The organism is Aulosira sp. FACHB-615 (genome assembly GCF_014698045.1).
Taxonomy (GTDB): domain Bacteria; phylum Cyanobacteriota; class Cyanobacteriia; order Cyanobacteriales; family Nostocaceae; genus Nostoc_B.
Window position 1 is genome coordinate 50,742 of sequence record NZ_JACJSE010000007.1, and the last position, 24,696, is coordinate 75,437.

The 24,696-nt window shown below is 42.8% G+C and carries 20 protein-coding genes; 10 read left to right on the forward strand and 10 right to left on the reverse strand.

Annotated elements, in window-relative coordinates; all coding sequences use genetic code 11:
• The first annotated feature begins 36 nt into the window (after positions 1-36).
• The gene (gene rbsK / locus H6G77_RS13665) at positions 37-1,008 is read left to right on the forward strand and encodes a ribokinase (protein WP_190871841.1); all 972 of its coding nucleotides are present in this window, start codon (positions 37-39) and stop codon (positions 1,006-1,008) included.
• 75 nt (positions 1,009-1,083) lie between these two features.
• On the opposite strand, the gene H6G77_RS13670 is transcribed toward rbsK, so the two are convergent.
• A complete protein-coding gene (locus H6G77_RS13670) occupies positions 1,084-1,515 on the reverse strand; it encodes a nucleoside deaminase (RefSeq protein ID WP_190592167.1) in 432 nt (143 codons plus the stop codon).
• Between the two features lie 16 nt (positions 1,516-1,531).
• Here H6G77_RS13670 and H6G77_RS13675 point away from each other — a divergent pair, with 16 nt between their 5' ends.
• Complete coding sequence (locus H6G77_RS13675) at positions 1,532-2,455, forward strand: nucleoside hydrolase (RefSeq protein ID WP_190871842.1); 924 nt, start codon at positions 1,532-1,534, stop codon at positions 2,453-2,455.
• Positions 2,456-2,635: 180 nt separating this feature from the next.
• Positions 2,636-3,940, forward strand: a complete 1,305-nt coding sequence (locus H6G77_RS13680; RefSeq protein ID WP_190871843.1) for a glutamate-5-semialdehyde dehydrogenase — start codon at positions 2,636-2,638, stop codon at positions 3,938-3,940.
• 190 nt (positions 3,941-4,130) lie between these two features.
• Here H6G77_RS13680 and H6G77_RS13685 read toward each other — a convergent pair whose 3' ends face one another.
• Together H6G77_RS13685 and H6G77_RS13690 are read right to left on the reverse strand one after the other, a co-directional pair.
• Complete coding sequence (locus H6G77_RS13685) at positions 4,131-5,885, reverse strand: ATP-binding protein (protein ID WP_190592164.1); 1,755 nt, start codon at positions 5,883-5,885, stop codon at positions 4,131-4,133.
• A gap of 145 nt (positions 5,886-6,030) precedes the next feature.
• Positions 6,031-6,267, reverse strand: a complete 237-nt coding sequence (locus tag H6G77_RS13690; RefSeq protein ID WP_015113554.1) for a hypothetical protein — start codon at positions 6,265-6,267, stop codon at positions 6,031-6,033.
• A 577-nt stretch (positions 6,268-6,844) separates the two neighbouring features.
• On the opposite strand from H6G77_RS13690, the gene lepA reads away from it, so the two are divergent.
• From lepA to H6G77_RS13705, 3 genes are all read left to right on the forward strand, one after another.
• Positions 6,845-8,656 carry a translation elongation factor 4 gene (gene lepA, locus H6G77_RS13695; RefSeq protein WP_190592163.1) on the forward strand — a complete coding sequence of 604 codons (1,812 nt, stop codon included), beginning with the start codon at positions 6,845-6,847 and terminating at the stop codon, positions 8,654-8,656.
• A 720-nt stretch (positions 8,657-9,376) separates the two neighbouring features.
• Positions 9,377-10,564 carry a glycosyltransferase family 4 protein gene (locus H6G77_RS13700; protein WP_190592162.1) on the forward strand — a complete coding sequence of 396 codons (1,188 nt, stop codon included), beginning with the start codon at positions 9,377-9,379 and terminating at the stop codon, positions 10,562-10,564.
• A gap of 163 nt (positions 10,565-10,727) precedes the next feature.
• A complete protein-coding gene (locus H6G77_RS13705; RefSeq protein ID WP_190670036.1) occupies positions 10,728-11,765 on the forward strand; it encodes a cyanophycinase in 1,038 nt (345 codons plus the stop codon).
• Between the two features lie 240 nt (positions 11,766-12,005).
• Here the strand turns inward: H6G77_RS13705 and ilvB are convergent, their stop codons facing one another.
• Entirely contained in the window at positions 12,006-13,901 is a 1,896-nt protein-coding gene (gene ilvB, locus H6G77_RS13710; RefSeq protein ID WP_190670034.1) for a biosynthetic-type acetolactate synthase large subunit, read from the reverse strand.
• Positions 13,902-14,487: 586 nt separating this feature from the next.
• Here ilvB and H6G77_RS13715 point away from each other — a divergent pair.
• A complete protein-coding gene (locus tag H6G77_RS13715; protein WP_190592159.1) occupies positions 14,488-15,234 on the forward strand; it encodes a DUF6683 family protein in 747 nt (248 codons plus the stop codon).
• Between the two features lie 390 nt (positions 15,235-15,624).
• Here H6G77_RS13715 and H6G77_RS13720 read toward each other — a convergent pair whose 3' ends face one another.
• Entirely contained in the window at positions 15,625-16,887 is a 1,263-nt protein-coding gene (locus H6G77_RS13720; protein WP_190592158.1) for an MFS transporter, read from the reverse strand.
• Between the two features lie 134 nt (positions 16,888-17,021).
• The gene (locus H6G77_RS13725; RefSeq protein ID WP_190670032.1) at positions 17,022-17,564 is read right to left on the reverse strand and encodes a hypothetical protein; all 543 of its coding nucleotides are present in this window, start codon (positions 17,562-17,564) and stop codon (positions 17,022-17,024) included.
• 338 nt (positions 17,565-17,902) lie between these two features.
• On the opposite strand from H6G77_RS13725, the gene H6G77_RS13730 reads away from it, so the two are divergent.
• The gene (locus H6G77_RS13730; RefSeq protein ID WP_190871844.1) at positions 17,903-19,018 is read left to right on the forward strand and encodes a ferrochelatase; all 1,116 of its coding nucleotides are present in this window, start codon (positions 17,903-17,905) and stop codon (positions 19,016-19,018) included.
• A 190-nt stretch (positions 19,019-19,208) separates the two neighbouring features.
• Here H6G77_RS13730 and H6G77_RS13735 read toward each other — a convergent pair whose 3' ends face one another.
• On the reverse strand, positions 19,209-19,469 hold the full coding sequence (locus H6G77_RS13735; protein ID WP_190592155.1) for a hypothetical protein: 261 nt from the start codon (positions 19,467-19,469) through the stop codon (positions 19,209-19,211).
• A 151-nt stretch (positions 19,470-19,620) separates the two neighbouring features.
• Here H6G77_RS13735 and H6G77_RS13740 point away from each other — a divergent pair, with 151 nt between their 5' ends.
• Complete coding sequence (locus tag H6G77_RS13740; RefSeq protein WP_190592154.1) at positions 19,621-19,977, forward strand: Rieske (2Fe-2S) protein; 357 nt, start codon at positions 19,621-19,623, stop codon at positions 19,975-19,977.
• Between the two features lie 584 nt (positions 19,978-20,561).
• Positions 20,562-21,119 carry a hypothetical protein gene (locus tag H6G77_RS13745; protein ID WP_242048181.1) on the forward strand — a complete coding sequence of 186 codons (558 nt, stop codon included), beginning with the start codon at positions 20,562-20,564 and terminating at the stop codon, positions 21,117-21,119.
• Here H6G77_RS13745 and H6G77_RS13750 read toward each other — a convergent pair whose 3' ends face one another.
• From H6G77_RS13750 to H6G77_RS13760, 3 genes are all read right to left on the reverse strand, one after another.
• Entirely contained in the window at positions 21,120-21,275 is a 156-nt protein-coding gene (locus H6G77_RS13750) for a hypothetical protein (RefSeq protein WP_190592152.1), read from the reverse strand.
• Between the two features lie 171 nt (positions 21,276-21,446).
• The gene (locus H6G77_RS13755; RefSeq protein WP_190871845.1) at positions 21,447-22,712 is read right to left on the reverse strand and encodes a sensor histidine kinase; all 1,266 of its coding nucleotides are present in this window, start codon (positions 22,710-22,712) and stop codon (positions 21,447-21,449) included.
• A 9-nt stretch (positions 22,713-22,721) separates the two neighbouring features.
• Positions 22,722-24,599, reverse strand: coding sequence for an ATP-binding protein (locus H6G77_RS13760; RefSeq protein ID WP_190592150.1), 1,878 nt, complete (start codon positions 24,597-24,599; stop codon positions 22,722-22,724).
• Positions 24,600-24,696: the final 97 nt, after the last annotated feature.

Genomic DNA, 24,696 nt, shown 5'->3' on the forward strand with positions numbered 1-24,696 from the left:
TATATTTTCATTTTTTCACCCACCATTCCACTCACTATGAGTATTATTGTTTTCGGCAGTATCAATCTAGATTTAGTCGCCACCGCCGCTCATTTACCAACTAGCGGCGAAACTTTATTGGGAAAAAACTTTTTTCAAGTCCCAGGCGGTAAAGGGGCAAATCAAGCCGTAGCCTTAGCGCGTTTGGGAATTCCCACTCAGATGGTAGGACGTGTGGGAACCAAAGGTTTTGGTGCAGAATTGCTGGATAATTTGCAAACTGCTGGCGTACAAACTGAGAATATTTTCCGAGATGAAACTGTCAGTTCTGGTGTTGCCATAATTATTGTTGATGATGCTGGACAAAATCAAATTGTGGTGGTTCCTGGTGCAAATGGAGAAGTAAATCAGGCAGATGTAGAGAGGTTATTGCCTTTATTACCAACAGCCAAAGCACTACTTTTACAATTAGAAATTCCCTTGAGTGCAGTTGTGGCTGCTGCTCAAGCTGGACGTAATGCAAATATTACCGTGATTCTTGATCCTGCGCCGGCACAATCTTCTTTACCCGCCGAACTTTACCCGTTGGTGGATATTATCACCCCCAATGAAGTAGAAGCCGGACAATTAGTTGGTTTTAAAGTAGATAGCCAAGAGTCAGCCACCAAAGCCGCGACAGTGTTATTGCAAAGAGGTGTAAAATCTGCGATCGTCAAATTAGGTGCAAAAGGTGTAGTTTGCGCCACCGCCGAAGAAACATTTTTTGTACCAGCTTTTAGAGTTGATGTTGTAGATACTGTGGCGGCTGGTGATGCTTTTAATGGTGGTTTAGCTGCTGCACTTTACGCGGGAATGTCTTTACATCAAGCCGTGATTTGGGGTGCAGCCGCAGGTGCTTTAGCCGCGACAAAATCCGGCGCACAAACTTCGTTACCTGATAAGTTGACTTTTGAGGCTTTCCTTAAAGGTAGGGGAGTGGGGGAAGACAAGGGGGACGAGGGGGCGAGGGAGACAAGGGAGACAAGGTAGATAAGGTAGATAAGTCTGTAGCATGACGAATGACGAATGACTAATAACTAATGACAAACGACAAAGGACAAATGACTATTTCCCAATGTCTTCATTCCAGAGTTCGGGGTTGGTTTGAATAAAGTCACTCATCATTTGTTCGCATTCATCTAAATTTAAATCAATTACTTCTACGCCGTGAGATACCATAAATTCTTTCGCGCCAGGAAATGTGCGAGATTCGCCGGCGATGACTTTTTTGATACCAAACTGCACAACTGCCCCGGCACACAAATAACACGGCATTAAGGTTGAATATAGGGTGGTACCTCTGTAACTGCCAATTCTGCCAGCGTTACGGAGACAATCAATTTCGGCATGGGTAACAGGATCGCCATCTTGGACGCGCTTATTGTGTCCTCTACCAAGAATCTCGCCATCCTTGACGAGAACGGAACCGATGGGAATTCCACCTTCTTGTCTACCTTGTCTAGCTTCTGCGATCGCAGCTTGCATAAATTCATCCATTCTCTTATTCTCCTTTATGTCAAAACAACTGGTATTAATGGATCACGATGGTGGTGTAGATGATTATCTAGCAACTATGCTGCTGTTGACGATGGATCATATAGAATTGCTTGGTGTTGTCGTCACTCCTGCTGATTGTTATGTCCAACCTGCCGTTAGTGCGACACGCAAAATCATTGATTTGATGGGATTTTCTCATATCTCAGTTGCTGAAAGCACAGTACGCGGGATAAATCCTTTCCCCCGGCTTTATCGACGTGATTCGTTTATTGTTGACCATCTCCCCATTCTTAACCAGCAGGATACTATTAATACACCTTTGGTTGCTGAAACTGGACAGGATTTTATGGTGCGGGTGTTACGAGAAGCACCCCAACCAGTAACGCTGATGGTAACAGGGCCATTAACGACAGTTGCAGTAGCGTTAGATAAAGCACCAGATATTGAAGCCAAGATTCAAAAAATTGTCTGGATGGGTGGCGCGTTGAATGTTGGTGGAAATGTGGAAAAAAGTTTAGAAGCCGGACAAGATGGTTCGGCGGAATGGAATGTTTACTGGGATGCAGTTTCCGCCGCGCGAGTTTGGCAAACCCAAATTGAAATTATTATGTGTCCGTTAGATTTAACTAACAATGTCCCAGTGACATCAGATATTGTGTACAAAATGGGCAAACAACGTCACTATCCCATCTCTGATTTAGCTGGACAATGTTATGCACTGGTAATTCCCCAAGATTATTATTTTTGGGATGTGCTGGCGACGGCTTATTTAGGACACCCAGAATTTTATCAACTGCGACAGTGGGAAACGGAAATTATTACCACTGGCTTAAGTCAAGGAAGGACGAAAGTTGTTCCCGGTGGGCGGAAGATTTATGCAATGGATACTGTTGATAAAGAGGCTTTTTATGCTTATATCTTGCAACAATGGGCAAGATGAAAGGTAACAGGTAACAGGCAACAGTGGAAATCAGATTGCTATAGGATGGAAAATACAGCAGATTTTTAGTGGATGAAGTACACAATCTAGTTTTCAAACTTAGGCAGCAAGAGTATTTTGCTTCTGACTTCTGGATTCTGCTGTATATGTTTCTACCATAATTAAGAGTTATTTTTTCTCATGACCATTGTTGAAGTTGCACCATCCCTAGTTAGCATTGCGGAAAAAACTCGCGCGGCTGCAAGTAAGTTAGCAATTCTGTCCACCGAGGCAAAAAATCAAGCGATCGCAGCGATCGCCCAAGGGTTAGAATCAGCCAGAGAAGAAATATTGCAGGCAAATGTGGCGGACTGTCAAGCGGCGGCGGCGGAAGGAATTGCTAAACCCCTGTATAAACGGTTGCAGTTAGATGAACATAAATTAAGAGATGCGATCGCTGGAGTCCGAGATGTTGGTAAACTAGCTGATCCAATAGGTAAAGTCCAAATTCACCGCGAACTCGATACTGGCTTAGTCCTCAAGCGCATCTCTTGTCCTTTGGGTGTGTTAGGCATTATTTTTGAAGCCCGTCCCGAAGCCGCCATTCAAATTGTTTCTTTGGCGATTAAATCAGGTAATGGTGTCATTCTCAAATGTGGTAAAGAAGCTGTACGTTCTTGTGAAGCCATCGTCAAAGCAATTAAACAAGGATTATCTCAAACTGCTGTCAGTCCTGACGCTGTGCAGTTACTCACCACCAGAGAAGAAACTGTAGGACTTTTAAAATTAGATAAATATGTAGATTTAATTATTCCTAGAGGTTCTAATTCTTTTGTGCGGTTTGTGCAAGAAAATACCCGTATTCCTGTCCTTGGTCACGCTGATGGTATTTGTCATGCTTATATTGATCAAGCTGCTGATATTAACAAAGCTGTAGAAATTACCGTGGATGCGAAAATCCAATATGCGGCTGCTTGTAATGCCATTGAAACTTTATTAGTACATCAAGCAATTGCCGGAGAATTTTTACCCAAAGTTGCCGCAGCTTTAGCCGCCAATCATGTGGAATTAAAAGGTGATCAACGCACCTTAGAAATATTACCAAATATTGCCCCAGCTACCGAAGTTGATTGGGAAACAGAATATAGCGATTTAATTTTGGCAGTTAAAATTGTAGACTCTTTAGAAGATGCGATCGCTCATATTAACCAATACGGTTCTCGCCACACCGATGCAATTATTACTGAAGATATCGCCACCGCCGAATCTTTCTTTGGCTTGGTAAATTCTGCTGGTGTGTTTCACAATTGTTCCACACGTTTTGCTGATGGTTTCCGCTATGGTTTTGGCGCAGAAGTTGGCATTAGTACTCAACAAATGCCTCCCCGTGGCCCTGTTGGTTTAGAAGGCTTGGTAACTTATAAATATCAAATGACTGGTAATGGCCACATTGTCGCTAGTTACACCGGCTCAAATGCCAAGGCGTTTATTCACCGCGATTTATGAGAGGGGCTAGGGATTAGTACAATAAGGCAAAAGGAAAAAGGCAAAAGGAAAAAGAAATAATAACGATACCGCAAGCCTTTTAGCAATTTCTTATGGTCACTGAGTTTCGGCTTCGCTCAACTACCGCGTAGTCGAAGTGTGGTCTGTTTATTTACGCCGACCTGTACTAGTATTTTTACTGCAACCTGTATCAACAAGCACAATCTAAATTACCTTCACTAGAAGAAACAATTACTGGTTGATGATACAAAGGTACGGTAAAGGTGACAGTTGAACCTAGTCCTTCACCCAAGCTGTAAAAATGTACTTCGCCACCCATCGCTTCAATTAGCTTTTGGGATATTGCCAACCCCAAACCTGTACCGCCATATTGGCGAGTGCGGGAACCATCTACTTGAGAAAATAATTGAAATAATTTATCTTGCTTGTCTAAAGAAACACCAATACCAGTATCGGCTACCCGGACTCTAACCATACCGGGAAACTGCTGTTCTTGGAATTTGACTTTTTTCTGGACAATTTCGGATGTGATGGTTATACCACCTTCATGAGTAAATTTAATGGCATTGTTTACCAAGTTCAGCATGACTTGGAGTAGCCGTTGATAATTTCCTTGGACAACAATTTCATCGCAGGTTGTGGGAATTTGCATCCGAAAGCTGAGGTTTTTCATTTCTGCTTGGGGACGCATAAAACTTTCTACACCACAAAATAGCTCATCTAATTTGACAGGAGCGCAGTCTAATTCCATTTTGCCTGCTTCAATTTTGGCAATATCCAAAATATCGTTGATGATGTTCAGGAGGTGAATGGATGATTGATGGGCTTCTAAAAGAAACTGATGCTGTTCTTCTGGGTCATCTGCCATCCCCTCTAGAATCAGCTTTAAAAAGCCAATCATTCCATTGAGGGGAGTACGAATTTCGTGGGAAACGTTGGCTAAAAATTCACTTTTGAGGCGTGAGGCTTCTTCAGCTTTTTGTCTGGCTGCTTCTAATTCTTTATATAAAGTAGCATGAGCGATCGCAGTTCCTAACTGATCGGCTACTTCTTTCGCTAATTCCAGTTCAGCATTTGTGAGAGGATAGCATTCATCCCGCACAGCCACTGCAATCAAACCATTGGCTTGGTCTTGATAGCAGGTGGCAACCACTAAAACTTTCTGATTTGGACAAAGTGCGTATTGTGATACCTCCATCACCACAGGTTCTAAAGTGGCTAATGCTTGGGCAAATGCTGGCTCAGAAGCGACATCTATTTCTAAGCCAAGCATCGAACTGCGTTCTGGCTGATGGTACTCTGCTATGACACGCACTTTAGAGCTAGAGGGCTGATAAGGACAGATAATGCAACGTTCTAGCTTGAGAGCTTTACCCAAACTGTCTACCGTTTGTTGCCAAATAATGTCTAAGTCCAAAGTTCGCCGAATATTTCTAGTAATTTTAGTTACTAGTTTTTGATGTTGTTGCGAACGTAAAGCCAACTCGATTGGTGTAGGCGCTTTGGGTGTGGTACTGTGTTCTTGTTGATTTACTGTCGCCTGTAATAACCGCCCCATCACGACAACTGTCGTGGCGGCAGTTCCCAGTGGCGGTATGATTGGACAAATTACTAATTCCAACTCATACAACTCTTGCTGGTAGCGAAACCAACATTGAAACTTTTCTGGCACCAAACTTGTTAAAATTCGGTGCAATCGTTCCAAATAAGCTACCTTATCCGCAGGAGCAAAAATTTCCTCTTCATGGCTGCTGACTACTTGCTCAGGGTTTAATCCCAGAACTTCACTACGCTGCCAATAAAATGTCAGGTAGCGGCCTGACCCATCCTGCATATACACCAACTCAGCACCGAGAGCTGGTGACGAGCCATTTGTTTGATTAGCTATGTCTTCCAGATTTTGAGAAAATAAGTTTGGCAATTGGGAGTTGGCAGTAATAGTCATTTAATCGAGTTGGGTAGACAAGTGGCAACTCAATACAGGTTTGCTTCAGCTAATGCTTTTGCAGACTTACATTGGGTGTTTTGGCTGTTGTGAACACGATGATTGACCTTTGTGTTCTTGTCTATGAAAAGCTTGTTTGTGGCTGTCAATCATTCCACTCACCTCTAGGTGGTACAGGTGTGCGATAAGGAGTCCGCGTCAGTTCATCATCTCTAGGAATCTCACCCCGTAACCATTGGCGAATTGCCACTTCAATGACTTTGCTAGGATCATTGGTAAGATGCTGAATTTGCTCTAATAACTCAGAATCTAGGCGGACAGCAATTTCTACCTTATCGCCTTGTCTTTGCTCCCCTTCGGTAGCTCTCTCTTTCATATTCATAGGTTTATATACTCTGAATTTGTTTTTTCCAAAGCTTTGTAAAGTAGTTCTACTCAAGTTTCGGGTTAGTTTACTGACAAATCTTAAAGGTATAGATACATAGTTCCCCGAACTCCTACCAAAAATAACAGCTTGAGATTTTTAAGTGGCCATTTTCATAGAACTCACTTTTTCAATGCTCTAGAAGTTTTGTCAGTAAATCAGTAGATCCGAGCATTTACGAGGTGTAACTGCCCACGATCCCTACACTATGTACTTATATATCTTTATTGTACGCTGCTGATTGTTCAATACCTGCAAGGAAAAATAGACTTAATTATAGAGACTTTATATAGATTTGCAAAATACTTAAGGGTCAATAGTCATTTGTCATTGGTCATTAGTTATTGTCATTCGCCATGTTACAGACTTATCTACCTTGTCCCCCTTGTCTCCCTCGCCCCCCTGCTCCCCAACTCCCTACTCCCCATTCCCCACTCCCTCTCCTAAATAGCAGCGTCTTGGCAAAGAAAGCATTAAAATACATTAAGTAAATCGCTCTTTATAACCTTGGTTGCTGCTTCAGCAAAGATAGTATATGACTGACGTTCCGGCAGTTCGCATTCGCAATTTCTGTATTATTGCTCACATTGATCACGGGAAATCAACCCTGGCCGATCGCCTGTTGCAAGCTACCGGCACTGTTGATGAACGACAGATGAAGGAGCAGTTTCTCGACAATATGGATTTAGAACGGGAGCGCGGCATTACCATTAAGCTGCAAGCTGCCCGGATGAATTACACTGCTAAAGATGGTCAGCAGTATGTATTAAATTTAATTGACACTCCCGGACACGTAGACTTTTCTTATGAGGTGTCGCGCAGTTTGGCGGCTTGTGAAGGGGCGCTATTGGTTGTAGATGCGTCTCAAGGTGTGGAAGCGCAAACTCTGGCGAATGTCTACTTGGCGTTAGAGCATAACTTGGAAATTATTCCCGTTCTCAACAAAATCGACCTTCCTGGTGCCGAACCAGACCGGGTAATTAGCGAAATTGAAGAAATTATTGGTCTTGATTGCAGTGGGGCAATTCTCGCCTCAGCCAAAGAAGGAATTGGCATTAATGAGATTTTAGAGACGATTGTGGAACGGGTTCCACCCGCACCTGATAGAGTTAATGAACGTTTACGGGCGTTAATTTTTGATAGCTATTACGATCCCTATCGGGGGGTAATTGTCTACTTCCGGGTGATGGATGGGCGCGTGAAAAAAGGCGATCGCGTTTATCTAATGGCATCCGGCAAGGAATACGAAATCGACGAGTTGGGTGTCTTGTCTCCCACCCAAAAGCAAGTTGATGAACTCCACGCCGGGGAAGTAGGTTATTTAGCCGCCGCCATTAAAGCCGTAGCCGATGCGCGGGTAGGCGATACCATTACCTTGTCTAACGCCAAAGCCGTAGACCCCTTACCAGGGTACACCGAAGCCAACCCAATGGTCTTTTGTGGGATGTTCCCCATCGATGCTGACCAATTTGAAGACTTGCGGGAAGCTTTAGAAAAGCTCAGACTCAATGATGCGGCGCTGCACTATGAACCAGAAACTTCGAGCGCGATGGGTTTTGGTTTCCGGTGTGGGTTCTTAGGCTTGCTGCACATGGAAATCGTGCAGGAACGGCTAGAACGCGAGTATGACTTGGATTTAATTATTACTGCGCCTTCGGTGGTTTATAAAGTCACTACTATTAAGGGCGAGGAATTATATATTGATAATCCTAGCCATTTGCCTGCTCCCAACGACCGCGAGAAAATCGAAGAACCCTATGTACAGGTAGAAATGATTACACCGGAAGGTTTTGTCGGCACATTGATGGAGTTGTCACAAAATCGCCGTGGTATTTTCAAAGACATGAAATATCTCACCCAAGGGCGTACCACCTTAACTTATGAAATACCCTTGGCGGAAGTTGTCACCGACTTTTTTGACCAAATGAAATCGCGATCGCGCGGTTATGCCAGTATGGAATACCATATCATTGGCTACCGCGAAAATCCCCTGGTAAAGCTAGATATCATGATTAACGGCGACCCCGTGGATTCTTTAGCAATGATTGTCCACCGCGATAAAGCTTATAACGTCGGGCGGTCAATGGCTGAGAAACTCAAAGAATTAATTCCCCGCCATCAATTTAAAGTGCCAATTCAAGCCGCCATTGGTAGCAAAGTCATCGCCAGTGAACATATCCCTGCCTTACGCAAAGATGTACTCGCCAAGTGTTACGGCGGTGACATCAGCCGGAAAAAGAAACTTTTGCAGAAGCAAGCCAAAGGTAAAAAGCGGATGAAGGCTGTAGGTACAGTAGATGTACCCCAAGAAGCTTTTATGGCTGTTTTACGGTTAGATCAAAATTAAACAGGACTACGCACAAAGGTTGTCTGTTAAGAATGGGTGCAAGGTGTGAGGGCTTGAGGGTGTAAGAAGTTTGAATACCTTCACCCTCCCCCACAACGTTGATTTTTCGTCTCACTGCATAAGTCCTATTAAATCAAGACTGTTATTAACTGCATACAGCAACTACAGGAATGTCTAAGGGAAGATTCTCTTGACATTCCTTTATTTATGTCCTGATGGTTTTTACTTAAGTCTGGAAATTAAGAAGAACTTAGTTTAGGGTATCAAGGTGTATTGGTTGGGTTGTTTAAGTGTTTCAAACCCTTATACCATTTCACTTTAAAAATGATACATATCGGCAAGCAGCGCCTCGACTTCTCCTGATGGAGACGCTGCGCGAACACTTGCTACAAGTCGCTCGGTGACCGGAAGCAGAGGAAGTGATTTGTATCAGTAATTCTGTGAATTGGTATTACACCCCTAAACCCTTACACCTTACATAAAACTCAACAAAGGGGTAAGATACTTCATCCCCACAGGAACATTTATCAATTAATCTAGAAAGTTTCATAAGGTATTTGCTAATCTGCTCAACCTTGATAACCTGTGATCTATCCCTAAAATTATTAAAAAATTAGAAAACTTTGGTAAACATACCGACTCAATAGATTTCTTCTCCTTGTATTTTTGAGATACAGCTAGTTTTTTGAGAAATTTATAAAAATTTGGAGATTTTAGTACATGAAAATACTTGTATTAAGTTGGGAATTTCCACCAAGAATAGTCGGCGGTATTGCGAGACACGTAGCTGAGTTGTATCCAGAAATAGCTAAGTTAGGGCATGAAATCCACTTAATTACAGTGGAATTTGGTCAAGCACCGATGTATGAGGTAGTGGAAGGCATAAATGTGCATCGGGTACCAGTGGGACATAGTAATGACTTTTTTCACTGGATTGTCAATCTTAACCAAAGCATGGGTCATCACGGTGGTAAGTTAATTTTGGAGGAAGGGCCGTTTGATATTATCCATGCCCATGATTGGTTAGTGGGTGATGCTGCGATCGCCCTCAAGCATACTTTTAAAATCCCTTTAATTGCAACAATTCACGCCACAGAACATGGACGCTATAACGGCATTCATAACGATATTCAACGCTATATTCACGGCAAAGAAAACTTACTTGCTTTCGATGCTTGGCGCGTTATCGTTTGTACGGACTATATGCGCCGAGAGGTAGAACGCGCCCTCAGCAGCCCTTGGGATAAAATCGATGTGATTTATAACGGTATCCGTCCAGAGAAAAAACAGCATCACCAAGATTTTCACGCGCAAGATTTTCGCCGCCAATTTGCCGCAGATGGTGAAAAAATTGTTTACTATGTCGGGCGGATGACTTATGAAAAAGGTGTACCAGTATTATTAAATGCTGCACCCAAAGTTCTTGCAGAGATGGGTGGTTACGTCAAATTTGTGATTATTGGTGGCGGTAATACCGATCATCTTAAACGCCAAGCCACAGATTTAGGTATTTGGGAGAAATGCTACTTTACTGGTTTCTTATCTGATGAATACTTAGATAAATTTCAAACCATTGCCGACTGTGCTGTATTCCCTAGTTTTTATGAACCCTTTGGGATTGTGGCTTTAGAAAGCTTTGCATCGCGCGTACCCGTGGTAGTTTCTGACACGGGTGGTTTCCCGGAAGTTGTTCAGCATACCAAAACAGGTATCGTCACTGGGGTAAATGATCCTGATTCCTTAGCATGGGGAATTTTGGAGGTTTTGAAAAACCCCGGATATCGGCAATGGCTGGTAGATAACGCTTACGAAGATTTAGAACGCCGCTTTAGCTGGTCAAAACTAGCCCAGCAAACAGAGTCAGTTTATCAGCGAGTGGTGCAGGAGCGATCGCAAGTTATCTGGTAATTAAACACAGCGTAAAACTGAGCATACTGCCCCTAAACCAGAGAAAAAATGATTACTCTGGACTATTTGAGGTTAAAAAACATTACAAGACCTGTACGCTGGGAATTTCAAGCCTTCTGATGCGAGAGTAAACAGTAAATGCAGTTTGCTCTATAAAGTTAGTATGACGAAGGCATTCCCAGATATAGCAAAGTTCTGGAAGAATTTGGGAACTGTGTTGTTAAGAATGGGTGCCAGTTTAATAACCCGTCTTACAGCATACCTGAAACGCCACTTCATTGACAACACTGTTGATGTTGTTCCGCCCCTTTCCCACCTTCCTCGTCTAGCTGGCCCCGTACTAAATTTAGGCGGCGGTGGCCCTGATGTTGAGAAGGCTATTCAATGGATGATTGACCAAGTTCGTGGAGATACTAGTAGCAGCGCCAATAAAGTTGATGTGGTAGTTCTCCGCGCCTATGGCAGTGAAGATTACAATCATCTGATTTACGGTATGAGAGGTGTAAACTCAGTCAAAACACTCATCATTAGTAACCGCAATGATGCCAACCGCGAAGATATCGTCACCAAAGTTAGAAAAGCTGGCGTAGTTTTCTTTGCTGGGGGAGACCAATGTCAATATATCCGCAGTTGGAAAAACACCAAACTAGAAAACGCTGTGCGAGAAGTCTACGCCAGAGGCGGTGCAATTGGCGGGACGAGTGCAGGTGCAATGATTCACAGTGAGTATATCTACGATTCTTGTGCTTGCGAAGACAGCATAGAAACCAGAGAAATACTCGAAGACCCTTATCGAAATATCACCTTTTCTTATGATTTTTTTCAATGGGGTCATTTGCGCGGAACCATCATCGATACCCACTTTGATAGCCGCAAACGTATGGGTCGTATTATGGCTTTTATTGCGCGACAAATTCAGGATGGCAAAGCTAACCGCGTTTTAGGAATAGCTATTAGTGAGGAGACATCCCTTGTCATCGATAAATATGGTCTAGCCAAGGTGATGGGGAGAAACGCCGCCTACTTTGTCTTGGGCGACCACCCGCCGGAGATATGTAAACCCCGAACACCACTGACTTACCATGACTATAAAATTTGGCGGGTTCCCAGTGGCGATACATTCGACCTGAGAAACCCACCAAATCGGGGTTATTACTTTAGGAGTGTGAAGCGAGGGAGGTTTAATTCAGATCCCTATTGAGTGGGTGTGAGGGTGTGAGGGTGTAAGGGGGTGTGAGAGAAAGAAGTACTTTGTAGAGGGTCTGAGAACCTTTCTAATTGACTTGAAAGAGGGTGTAGGGGTTTAAGGGTATGGGGGTGTAGGGGAAGGATATCTTTCATCTATGACTGTGAAATTTTTTCACCAGGAATACCTTCTTCCTGCCTTCTGCTTTCCTTACACCCTTACACCCTTACACCCCTACACCCCAAGTTATTTAACTTACAACTTTGTCCCACACTCAGAACAGAAGTTATGGTTCGGTGCATTCATGCTACCGCAGTGACTACAACAAACAGGTTCTACAGAACTGGTTGGTGGTTGCTTGGGTAAACCGACCATTTGAGCGTTGCTCTTACCAGGGGCTACCATTGGATAGCAGTTTTCGTCTCTGGTGACGTGAACATTTAAGATGACAGGGCCGTTATGTGCCAACATTTCGGCGATCGCATCTTTTAATTGCTCCCGTTCTTTAACTACAATGCCTTTGATACCGTAAGCTTTCGCTAACAACTCAATATCTGGCATCCCGACTTCCATGTTGGAACAAGAGTAACGTTCGCCGTGGAAGGCTTGTTGCCACTGGCGCACCATTCCCTGCCAACCATTGTTGACGATTACAGTCTTGACATTAATTCCATATTGTGCTGCTGTTCCCAATTCTTGTAAACACATTTGGAAACTCGCATCACCACTGATACAAATCACTTCTTCGTTGGGGAAGGCGACTTTCGCACCAATAGCCGCAGGTAAGCCAAAACCCATCGTTCCTAAACCCGCGCTGGAAATCCAACGGCGTGGCCCATTCTTGAGGAACTGCGCCGCCCACATTTGATGCTGACCCACATCTGTGGTATAGAAGGCGTGGGGTGCTTGGTGACTAACTTCGACAATGGCTTCTTGGGGAGAGATGCTGTCGGGGTGTTGGGGAACTACCAAGGGGTATTCTTCCCGCCAACGGTTAATTAAATTCAACCATTCTTGGTTTTGGTTGGGTGTGGGTTTAACCCCAGATTGCTTGCAGCGCCGCAACAAATCAAGCAGTACATTGCGGACATCACCAACAATGGGTACTTCGGGAATGCGGTTTTTCCCGACTTCTGCTGGGTCGATGTCGATGTGAATGACCTTAGCGCGGGAAGCAAATTCATCTAATTTCCCTGTTACGCGGTCATCAAATCTCGCACCCACGCAAATCAGCAAATCACAGTCACTCACAGCAAAGTTAGCGTAGGCTGTGCCGTGCATTCCCAACATCCCCACAGACAGAGGATGATGTTCATCAAATGCCCCAATTCCCATCAATGTGGTAGTGACAGGAATATTGAATAACTCAGCTAACTGTTTAACTTCTTCATGGGCGTTAGATGCGATCGCACCACCACCAACATACAACAATGGACGACGGCTTTCTTTCAGTAACTTAATTGCCGCATTGATTTGGCGCGGGTTTCCCTTAACGGTGGGGCGATAGCCCGGTAATTTGACTGTACCTGGTTCTACAGGCTCATAATCAAATTCTTCAAAGGCGACATCTTTGGGGACATCAATTAAAACTGGCCCTGGCCTGCCGGTGCTGGCAATGTGGAATGCTTCAGCCACGATTCTGGCCATATCTTTAGGGTCACGCACCACATAAGAGTGCTTGACTATGGGTAAAGTAATGCCGTAAATATCGGTTTCTTGGAACGCATCTGTACCGATCATTTTCCGGGGTACTTGTCCCGTGACGATCACCATTGGAATTGAATCCATGTAGGCTGTAGCAATGCCTGTTACCAAGTTTGTCGCCCCTGGGCCAGAAGTACCAAAGCAAACTCCTACCTTACCAGTGGCGCGGGCATAGCCGTCTGCGGCGTGGGCTGCGCCTTGTTCATGCCTTACCAGGATGTGCTTTAGCGCACCAGTGGATTCTACTTTGTATAAATCATCATAAATCGGCAGGATTGCCCCACCAGGATAACCGAATATATACTCAACGCCGTGGCGCAGCAGGCTATCTAGTAAAGCGAAACCACCAGTTGCCCTTTTGGGTGTCACAACTGACGATTGAGCAGCAGACTGGTGTTGATTCTCGGTTTTTGCGGGACTAATCGGGGAAGGCAAGCTCAAGGTCACGATCGAACCTCAAATAATAGCTAAGTTAACGCTGAAATTCTGTAGTTAAGATTTCATTTTAATGGAAAAGTTCGATTTAGTGCCTACCGATTTTTTAAATATCAATCACAGGATAGAAGTGATAAACAGATTTATCTGTTTGTGCTGAATATCTTAAAAATATGAAATAACAAAGCTGCGCTGGTTTTAATCAGCAAAGCTGACTATTTTTAATCATAGACAATTCAGCATGATTATCACTCACCGTTCGCGCAATGCAGGATAGATAATACCAAATTAAAAAATGATTGCGACAAATGGATGGCTCAAAAGCTTACCAATTAACCCTTACCCAATCCAAAATCTGTCTTGAAAAGTTTGCTCAAGTCGGGGAACCCGCCCACGCAACTTTTCGCAAAATCTAAAATCCAAAATGGTATAAGTTTGCTGAAATCATAGCAGAAGGCGGGAGGGCATCTGCCCACCGTAGGCGATCGTTTTTGGCAAGTTGTGTAGGGTGTAACATTTTAATTGTAAGTGTGAAAAATGGCACTGTAATGCTCAAGTTTTCAACTGTGTAAATCCCAAGACCCATACAGGAAAACCCATGAACCCATACATCAAGGTCATCCTCACTACCGCCATCGTCGTTGGTGTCTCTGGTAAACCAACTATGGCCCAATTTGGCGCACCCAGTAGTCTCAGCTTCAGCAACATGAACGCCTATCTCAGCGTTCAGCAAAATGCTGCGCTGGTGCGTGAAGCTCAGAGAAGGCTCAACAGCATCAATCGGAGCAACAACAGCAACCGGAGCGCCCAAACCACCGCCCGCACCCAAGCCCAAACTGCCCCAAAAACCACTTTTCGACCCGTCCCGCAGCGATTGTTGCTGACGCAGTTCGCCCGCAGCTTGAGCAGTGACCCCGCCGTAGTACGCGAGTCAACCAAAGCCTTCTCCGAGGGCTTCAAAGCTTTCGAGCAAGAAGCCCGCCGTTTAGGCCGCCCCAACAATGTGGCGATGGCCTTCACTTACTTGGTGGGAGTTTGCTACATGGTACACTACGGCGAAGAACCCACCGAAGCCGCGCTGATGAATCTCCAAGCAAATAGCGATGCGGCTTTTGGTTCATCGACGACCTTTAAAGCACTGAACAGCCAAGAGCGCCAAAAACTCTATGAAACCTTTGTGCTGATGGCGACCCTACCTTTGGCAGGCTACACAGTAGCAATTGAGCAGAACGACCAAGAATTGCTCAATACCTACCGCGAGGTTGCCGGGGTAGCCCTAGAGACTGCTTTGGGAGTACGCCCAGAGCGGTTACGGTTCACGGCGACGGGCTTGGAACTGCGCTAAAAGCAAATCAGGGGAATGTGTTCCAGCACACCCCTGATTTTTTTCTTGAGGCACGAGCTATTCCCTTATGACTTAGGCAGACTCTACGATTTCTTGGTGAGAATGTTATCGCCTGCTTTGATACTTTCCCTTATTTCATCTATAGCCGTAGTCAGATATGTTAGGACAATTTGAAAGTTTAAATGCCAGGAATAGTAAGACTTTTCCTCCTGCCTTCTGCCTCAACCGCGTAGCGGTAAGTCAAAAGGCAAAAGTAAAAAGGCAAAAATGAAGAATACTTTTGACTTTTGGTTTTTTACTTTTGACTTCTCCGGCTTTGCCGGAGTGCCTTCTGCTATGTGTTCACCAAACTCATCCTCAAATTGCGCTAACGATGAGTTATCAAGCTTTTTAAATCACATCCTGTAATACTCGGCGGGTGTTTTGCCATGCCCAAACACCAACGGCAGCAACTACAACGCTCATTGTCACTAATACCACACGCAACCCAAGGGCATCTGTTAATGGCCCAGTGATGGCTAAAGGTACAGATAAAGCAATATTTACGGCATGGTTTTGAAAGCCAAATACTTTACCGTGCATGGTTGGCGGTGTTTGCTGCTGAATTAAAGTTTGCATGGGTACGCCAATCAAGGCCGCACCTATACCTAACAATGTACACAGCCCTAATGCCAGCAATAAGTTATGGGTAAATGTAAAAACTCCCAAAACGAGTGCCATTGCTAAAAATCCCATCAAAGGCAAGGGTTTGTGGTGTAATTTATCCCCCCAGTGACCTAAAATTCCTGCCCCGATGAGCATTCCGACTCCAGCTGCTGCTAAGAAAAAGCCAAACTGTTTTTCTTTTAAACCAAACTCTTCTGCTAATCGAATTGTCAGGACTGTTAAAGCTGCAAACACACAATATAAGGTGGTTAATTGCAGCATTGCGTTTAATACTAAGCGGTTTTTCTTGAGATAGCGCACACTTTCTCTAAATTCCGCCCAAGGGTTCGCAGATACTCGATGTTCTCGATGGGGTTTATGTTCTTTAAACTGAATCGGCTGCATCATCACACCCGATAAAATGTACAGTCCGCCAACGATAATTTCTTGACCGTATTCTTCTCCCATTAGGGTTTTAGCCCAACTTAATATGGGTTCTCCAATGGCGAAACCTACTATCAACGCGCCCATCATGGTGCTGCTAAACAGGGCGTTGGCTGCCATTAAATTTTCTCGACGCACTAACAAAGGGATGGCTGCTTGTTCTGCGGGGGCAAAAAACTGCGTTACTGTAGAGATGCAAAAGGTGAGAATTAATAAAATAAAAAATTCTCTTGGTAAAAAGGGCAGACACAGTGTTAATAGCCCACGCACAATATCGGAGCCTACCATAATCAACTTTTTTGGCAACCGATCGACAAATATACCGCCCGCAGAACCGAATAAAATGGCGGGGATGGTAAATGCCACCATTAAGGTTGAGTACATCGAGTTCTCGGCTAATCCTGGTGGGGCTGGATAAAATTCCAGTAAGGCAATCATCAATACGAAAAAGACTTTATCTGCCAACTGGGAAATAAGTTGTCCAATCCACAGAAGCATGAAGCCACGGTTTTTTAGCAGTGCGCTAAACCCATGATTGACAGCAGCAGGTTCAGTTGGAAACATCGGTTCTTAGTGATAACGACTAGGGTAGATAGAACAGCTGGGGGAGTAGGGAGTAGGGAGTGGGGAGTAGAGTTGCTCCCTGGCTGCTTCCTATTTCTCACTCCTGTTTACTGACGCTGTTTTCCGGACTATTTTTATTCATAGCGTTTTAGCAACAAATGCAAAAACTCAGCAGCAGTCAAGCGCATTTGTTGGGGAAAATCTTCATAAGAAGAGTCTACCCACCAACCTTGAACATTTTGGGGCGATCGCCACATAGATAAATGGTCAACGGTTGGTTCTGCGTAAAAATTATTATGCCCACTACCGAGTAACAAAGAACTCCAATGTGTAAAATAATCGTGGCTGAGGCGATGAATAGGAAAATTCCCCCATAAAGGTACACCCCATCCATCTATAGCAATAAACGCTTTGACTTGTCCTCCCAAGATTTGCCAGTTCCAGGCGGCGGCGATCGCTCCCGCGACTCCCGCACTGAAGCTAATAAATACAATAGGTGAATTTTGACGATTTTTGCAGCGATCGCCTAAAAATTGCAAAATATGTGGGGCTGATAATGCTAAAACACCTTGCCCCGGAAACACCATAATTTTATCTCTTTTTTGGCTTAAACATCCTGAAATAAAGTTTTCCGTGAGTTCGGGTTCATGAATTCCTGGGCAAAGGATGATCATCATTTATCTTTTATGCTCACAAGTTACAGTTGCTCGTTCTAGTGTTTTTGTTCATTCATCCAGAATTAGATTAAGTATTTCTATTTAAACAAAAAGATATAAAAAACACTTAAAAATCTTGCATAAATAGAACGAATTAGTTAAATTTTTCTTGAGGATACTCGGTAATTATTTTGTCATACTCAGTATCTAGGATTAATTCTAAGTATGTCTTTTGAAGTATTGTTGTTAATTTTCTGGTTATCCTATCCCCCCGGAAGGGATAATGATTTATGATTCAGAAAAATACACGAGAGTTATTACCTAGCTCTTGACTCTGAATTTATATTGAGGAATGTATTGTGGTTGCTACCCCAGAAAAATTGCAACACACCCATGAGCATCTACCTGGTCAAGACCGTGTAGCTGTATTATTGATGGGCTATGGTGAAGTCGAAAGCTACGAAGATTTTGCCAATTATAATGAACAGGCTTTAAATTTACTGACAGCGAAGTTTGCACCCGTTCCAACTTGGATTTATCCGCCTCTAGCAAGGCTTTTGGCTTTATTTGACCGCCATGAATGGGGTCATACACACCATGATTTTATTTCGCCACACAATGCCATATTTGAGCAGCAACGAGCCGGCATTGAACAGAATTTACAGGCGAAGTGGGGCGATCGCGTTAAAGTATTCAAAGCATTTAACTTTTGTGCGCCTTTCTTACCCAAGCAAGTTTTAGCAGAAATCCACAGCCAAGGGTTTGATAAGCTGTTAATTTACCCACTGTTGGTTGTTGATTCGATTTTTACCAGTGGAATTGCGATCGAGCAAGTAAATAACGCTTTAGCCGAAATCGCAGCCGGAGAAGAACACTGGGTGAAAGGACAGCGTTACATTCCGTCTTTTTACAACGAACCAGCATACATCGATTTGATGGCGCATCTGGTGGAAGAAAAAATCGATGCTGATTTAGCCGCAAATTACTTACCTTCCCAAATCGGGATTGTATTAATGAATCACGGTTGTCCCCACAAAGCCAAAGGTTTTACCTCTGGGATCACCGAAAGCCAAGCACTGTATGATTTAGTCCGAGATAAGTTGATTAACCGCTATCCTTTAATATCTGTGGGTTGGTTGAATCACGATACACCTTTAATTGAATGGACACAGCCGAACGCTGAACAAGCTGCTAAAAACCTGATTCAATTAGGGGCAAAAGTCATAGTATTTATGCCCATTGGTTTTGCTACGGAAAACCATGAAACTTTATTAGATGTCCACCACATTATTCATGCTTTAGAAAAGCAGCATTCTGGTGTGGATTATGTGCAGATGGCTTGTGTGAACGACAATCCAGAATTTTTGGCAATGGCGGCAGAATGGGCAAATTCTCATATTGCCGATTTGCTGTCAGAACAAGCTGTGACAGTGAATCCTCACTTAACTGAACATCATCACCATCATCATCATTGATGAAGAAGTTAGAAGTCAGAAGTCAGAATTAATCATTTCGATAGCAAGAAGGGTGGACAAAACTTTGTCCACCCTTCTTACGGATAATTTAAAATCCAAAATCTTAAATTTTATAGCAGTCCACCAAGCATTTGCGAGGAACTGGGTTACTACTCAGCACTCAGCACTCAGCACTCAGCACTTTCAAGACTTACGCATGAAGGTTGGCTTGTTCTTGCAACCAAGCATCTACAGGCTGTCCATCTTTGCGTCGGAGTTCAATTTCTACCACCATGACTTCTTTAGAGCCAGGAGGCGCGGGTTTTTGGTGGAAAATAATATCGTAGTCTAGGGGATTTTGATTGCGTTCTTTTAACCATTCCTGGACTTTGGTTGTAGCGAAAAATGATTGTCCTTGGTCAAACATCCGGGTAATTTGCATTTGCAGGGTGTAGGGATTTATGCGACCCATTTTTTCCGACCTTTGTAAAGTAATTTAAAGTGAGTATCTTGTCTACTCTATGTTATACCGCCTGTTATGGAAGCAGTCAGGAGGCAACAATACACACTAGGGTCACAATTGCGGGAAACTGAGAACAGATCCATTAATGAAGGAGAACTCAATGGGCTGGACTAAAGTTCTGGCGGCTAATGCACTTGCCCCAGGTGCGAGAGAAGTTGTGAATGTCGGTAAGCGCAAAATTCTCTTGCTGAATCATGAGAATAAATTATATGCAGTAGAAAATACTTGCCCACATTTAAAATTACCTCTGAAGAATGGCAAAATTGAAGACGGCGCGATTGTTTGCCCGTTTCACCGCAGTGCTTTTGATTTAGGTACTGGCGAGGTGAATAATTGGTGTCCCTGGCCGCCAGGAGTTGGTAAGGTATTGTCGTTAGTTTCACAACAAAAAACACTGCCAGTTTTTCCAATACGTGTGGAAGAAGGCAGTATTTTGATTGATGTGCCTGAAAGTTAAATTAAGTAGAAGGACTGAATTCAACTTAACTTGAGATTGGCGGGTTTCGACACTTCGACAAGCTCAGTGCATCGCTGCGCTCAACCCTCTTTTAGCAAGGCTATTGAGCATTGAGCGACTTGCCCTGAGCGTAGTCGAAGGGAGTCGAAATGCGTCTTCTAAATATAAATAATTATGTCAACATACTTAAAATTACGATCGCATTAATTGGGCGGGCAAACTGCCCACCCTGCTTACACAGGAGAAATGTTACCTAAAATTACATAATGGTTCTGGTCAGAGAATTTTGAGAGAAAATATAAATGTAGGAAACAAAGGTAAAAATAGAAATTAGCCTCTGTTTCCCCTTCAGGTTTATTGCTGAAATTAACTTTGCAAACATGGTTAATGGAGGTGTCTCATGTTTAGCGATTTTTCACTTTATGATCCTACAACTTACCTAATTGTCAAACTCTTGGTTTTGATGTTGGCATTGCTAATGTTTATGGTGGTTGCTGCGTCCCCAGTTGTGTAGAAATTAGTTAATTTAAATCTTTTTCTCCAACCAAGTCTCCCAGAAATATAGCGGTGAGATAATGCTAATCATGAGCAATTTCTTACCAATGGGTATTGTCTGTTTAACTTTATTCACAGGTTCACTGATTTCTGGTAAGGTTCTTTTTGCTCAAGACTTGCAGTTAACAAATCAACCAGTCAATATTGCCGGTTTAGTAAATGGTCAATATCAATTTTGCAGTCAACCTGACCCCCAAAATTGGCGGGATGGTGCTGGAGTTTGTTTTAATTTCTCTAAAACTGGAAATCAAGTGAATGGTTATTATGGGTATCCGCACTCTGATCAATTTGTTTGTGTGCGTGGGATAGCAGATAAAAATCTGATCACAGGCGAAGGTCTAAGTATTGTGTGGGATATTCCGCAGAAAAATACAGTTGATTCTGCTGAATTTAAGTGGGATGCAGAAGAACATTTAACACTTAGTCAGGCAAATATCCTCAATACCGTCAATGTTGACGAGGATAGTGCTACGTGGATTTTGTACCGCAAAGCTTTACTCAATCTTGAGGGATTTTACCAATACAATCGCCCCCGAATGACACCAGTATCTCAATTGTGTCAGTGGAGTTTTGCCAGTCGTAATTAATTAACTAGCGTGTTCCCAGTCACTGAGTAACTCATGTTCTTGTTTGATTTTTTTGGTTTTGCGGAATGGAACTTTGGGAGAACCGATATCTACGCGCCCAAAAGACTGTTTTTTCTGCTTGGTGGATTTTTGCTTTTCTGTCGTTAAAGTAGTCATTGATGATTGTTTCCGAAAAACTCAGCACTACTTTAAATCATCAATTTCAAAACAGCAAATTTCTGAAGAGGTATTATTAAGTTTATTTAGGCGATCGCAAGGTATAAAAATATTCTCCAATTCCAAGCATTTTGCTATACCTATGGTCTACGTCATCTAAGTAAAGTATCGTCATGAGATGGGAATTGCGATGGTAAACTCGGTTCCGATACCGGGCTGAGAATTAACTTCCATTGTGCCGTTGTGTTTTTCGACGATAATTTGATGGGCAATAGATAAACCAAGTCCCGTACCTTTACCGACGGGTTTTGTTGTAAATAAAGGTTCAAACAGTCGTTGTTTGAGTCTTTCAGGAATCCCGATACCATTGTCAGCAATTTTAATTACCGCCATTTGTTGGGAATTGACATCGGTGGTAATTTGAATTTGCGGGATGCGATCGCTCATTTTACCTTGGATAATTGCTTCATCCAGAGCATCAACGGCGTTAGCCAGCAGATTCATAAATACTTGATTCATTTCACCGATGTAGCAGGGAACATGAGGTAACTTACCGTAAGCGCGAATCACTTCAATTGCCGGGCGATCGCCATTAGGCTTGAGGCGATGTTGTAAAATCAACAGCGTACTATCCATACCCGTATGCAAATCAGCAGGTAATTTGGTGTCGCTATCTGAGCGTGAGAAACTGCGGAGTGAGGTTGAAAGGTGTTGAATGCGTTCGGAACCTACCTCGATGGAACTGACAATTTTTTCTAAGTCTTCAAGCACAAATGGCAAATCCAAGTTATGTATAAAAGTCGTAATTGTGGCGGTTGGGACGGGATATTCTTGTTCGTACAGTTGCAGTAGCTTGGTGATGTCAGCAATATATTCTTGTAAGGGCGGGATATTGTTAACGATAAAGCCAATGGGGTTGTTCATTTCGTGAGCGATTCCCGCGATTAACTCTCCAAGAGTTGAGAGTTTTTCTTGTTGTACCAGTTGTACTTGGGCTTTTTGTAACGCAGTGGTGCGATCGCGTACTTGTTCTTCTAAAGATTGGGTTAATTGCTGGAGTTGTAAATGCACACGCACTCGCGCAATAACTTCTGCTTGGGCAAAGGGTTTGGGGATATAATCAACCGCACCCAGGGAAAATCCGTGAATTTTGCTTTCTGTATCAGCTAAGGCTGTGGTAAAAATAATTGGTATGTTTTGCGTTACCGGGTTTGCTTTGAGACGACGACAGGTTTCAAAACCGTCAATACCAGGCATTTGGACATCTAGTAAAATTAATTCTGGTTGGTTGCGTTCGGCTTGAGCGATCGCACTTTCGCCATCCACCGCGACACGAAAACGCCAACCCTCACCCGCGAGTGCTTCTGAAAGTACAGATAAATTGGTGGGATTATCGTCCACAATCAAAATAAATCCCTTTGTTAAAACCTGATTCATGATGCTGTATTAACTAATTTGTTGTTGAATAAAAGTTTCTAAACGTTTGAGTTGAAAGTTTTTTGCTAACTGGATAATGTGATTAGTAAAGTTGTGGAACTGCGGCTGAGAAGCTAGTTGTTCAGCCAGTTCTAAAATGTTCTGCACATCGCCATCTTGAGTGAGTTCTAAGAATTGTTGTAAAACTTCTTTTGCTGGCAAAATAAAATTATCTAAAGTATCTGTTTTAGGTTGGTTTGTAGTGTTTTGTTGATTTTCGTATAACCATTCCAGTTGTAGAAATTGCCGCAGTAGTTCCAGGAGTGTTTCTGCTTCTACTGGCTTAGAGAGAAAGGCATTCGCGCCCATATCAATACTTTTATATTCGTCAATTGCAAAGACACTGGCAGAAGAAGCGATCGCAGGTATGTTGGCAAATTGACTAGCCTGACGCAAACTCTTAATCAACTCAAACCCATCCATCACAGGCATGACTAAATCAGTAATTATCAAGTCTGGTTGATGAGTGTTGATTTTCTCCCATGCTTCTTTTCCATGAATGGCTTCTATGACATCAAACCCTACTGGTTCTAATAAATTGACAATCACCGAGCGATTTTCCCATTTATCATCCACAATCAAAATTGTGCGTTTTTTTCCTTGATAACCAATAATAATTCCCTGTTCAACTACTCTAGAAACTTTCGCCCAATCTTTAGATTCTGGTGATTCTATTTCAAACCAAAAAGTACTGCCTTTGCCAAATTCACTTACTACTTGAATTTGACTGCCCATCAATGAAATAATTTTTTGGCTGATGGCTAGTCCTAATCCTGTGCCTTCTGTTTGGCGTTTTTGACTTCCTGCTTGTTCAAACGGTACAAAGATTTTTTCGAGTTGTTCGGGTGTAATACCTGTGCCAGTATCTATCACTTCAAAACGAAGTTTATAGATAATTTTACCTTCATCATGAATAGCTTGGTTAATAACTTTAATTTTAAAGGTAACACTGCCTTGTTGCGTAAATTTAATAGCATTACCAAGCAAGTTAATCAACACTTGGCGTAAACGTTTTTCATCAGCCCGAATCCCAATAGGTAAATCTGGGTCAAGTAATACATGAAACCCGATGACTTTTTGTTCAGCGCGGATACGACAAATTTCACTGACGCTATCGATAAATGCAGGTAAATAAAAATCAATGAGATTTAATTCTAGTTTTCTAGCTTCGATTTTAGACAAATCTAAAATATCATTAATTAGGGTTAATAAATGAGAACCACACTGATAAATAATTCCGACACCTTTACTCCCTTTTTCGCTTAATTTTTCTGTGCGTTGGAGAATTTGTGTATAGCCAAGAATACCGTTGAGTGGTGTGCGTAATTCATGGCTCATATTAGCAAGAAATTCACTCTTGGCTTGGCTAGAATTTTTAGCAGCTTCTTCAGCAAGGCGTAGTTCTTGTTCGATACGTTTACGCTCAATAATTTCAGTTTTAAGCACTTTATTGATAGCTTCTAACTGTGCTGGACTAGGCAGCGTCAGAGCTTGTGGCATGAGATAAATTAAGGCAAAGGCTGTATATATTGAGATAATTGCTGTAAACGCTTTGACAATCGATGAAACCCAATAATCAGGATGCCAAAGCGTCCAAATATCTATTAAATGTCCACTACCACAAGCCAAGATAAAAGCCCCAAATAACAGAAATACTCCATTAAAGGGGACATCTTGACGTTTGGAAATAAAGTAAATTAATAGCAGAGGTATGGAATAATAAGCTAGAGCGATCGCACCATCAGAAATAATATTTAGCCATACAAGTTCGGGTTTCCAGAGATAACAATGTCCATGTGGAATAAACCCTGTCACGTAGATAGAATAGGGAACAAATGCCAATGTCATGCTAGAAATTGCTAGTACTGTGTTAACTTACGTCAACTTAGTATTCCCAAATCTTGACTCAAGATGAACGATGGCAAACATATTTAATGTGTGAAGA

Bases quoted from the DNA above. Each gene is read 5' to 3' on its own strand.
- rbsK (WP_190871841.1), top strand. From the start codon at position 37: ATGAGTATTATTGTTTTCGGCAGTATCAATCTAGATTTAGTCGCCACC.
- lepA (WP_190592163.1), top strand. From the start codon at position 6,845: ATGACTGACGTTCCGGCAGTTCGCATTCGCAATTTCTGTATTATTGCT.
- H6G77_RS13750 (WP_190592152.1), bottom strand. From the start codon at position 21,275: ATGACTACTTTAACGACAGAAAAGCAAAAATCCACCAAGCAGAAAAAA.
- H6G77_RS13715 (WP_190592159.1), top strand. From the start codon at position 14,488: ATGAACCCATACATCAAGGTCATCCTCACTACCGCCATCGTCGTTGGT.
- H6G77_RS13745 (WP_242048181.1), top strand. From the start codon at position 20,562: ATGAGCAATTTCTTACCAATGGGTATTGTCTGTTTAACTTTATTCACA.
- H6G77_RS13735 (WP_190592155.1), bottom strand. From the start codon at position 19,469: ATGGGTCGCATAAATCCCTACACCCTGCAAATGCAAATTACCCGGATG.
- H6G77_RS13755 (WP_190871845.1), bottom strand. From the start codon at position 22,712: ATGAATCAGGTTTTAACAAAGGGATTTATTTTGATTGTGGACGATAAT.
- H6G77_RS13690 (WP_015113554.1), bottom strand. From the start codon at position 6,267: ATGAATATGAAAGAGAGAGCTACCGAAGGGGAGCAAAGACAAGGCGAT.
- H6G77_RS13705 (WP_190670036.1), top strand. From the start codon at position 10,728: ATGACGAAGGCATTCCCAGATATAGCAAAGTTCTGGAAGAATTTGGGA.
- H6G77_RS13740 (WP_190592154.1), top strand. From the start codon at position 19,621: ATGGGCTGGACTAAAGTTCTGGCGGCTAATGCACTTGCCCCAGGTGCG.
- H6G77_RS13700 (WP_190592162.1), top strand. From the start codon at position 9,377: ATGAAAATACTTGTATTAAGTTGGGAATTTCCACCAAGAATAGTCGGC.
- H6G77_RS13680 (WP_190871843.1), top strand. From the start codon at position 2,636: ATGACCATTGTTGAAGTTGCACCATCCCTAGTTAGCATTGCGGAAAAA.
- H6G77_RS13675 (WP_190871842.1), top strand. From the start codon at position 1,532: ATGTCAAAACAACTGGTATTAATGGATCACGATGGTGGTGTAGATGAT.
- H6G77_RS13685 (WP_190592164.1), bottom strand. From the start codon at position 5,885: ATGACTATTACTGCCAACTCCCAATTGCCAAACTTATTTTCTCAAAAT.
- H6G77_RS13670 (WP_190592167.1), bottom strand. From the start codon at position 1,515: ATGGATGAATTTATGCAAGCTGCGATCGCAGAAGCTAGACAAGGTAGA.
- H6G77_RS13725 (WP_190670032.1), bottom strand. From the start codon at position 17,564: ATGATGATCATCCTTTGCCCAGGAATTCATGAACCCGAACTCACGGAA.
- H6G77_RS13720 (WP_190592158.1), bottom strand. From the start codon at position 16,887: ATGTTTCCAACTGAACCTGCTGCTGTCAATCATGGGTTTAGCGCACTG.
- H6G77_RS13760 (WP_190592150.1), bottom strand. From the start codon at position 24,599: ATGACATTGGCATTTGTTCCCTATTCTATCTACGTGACAGGGTTTATT.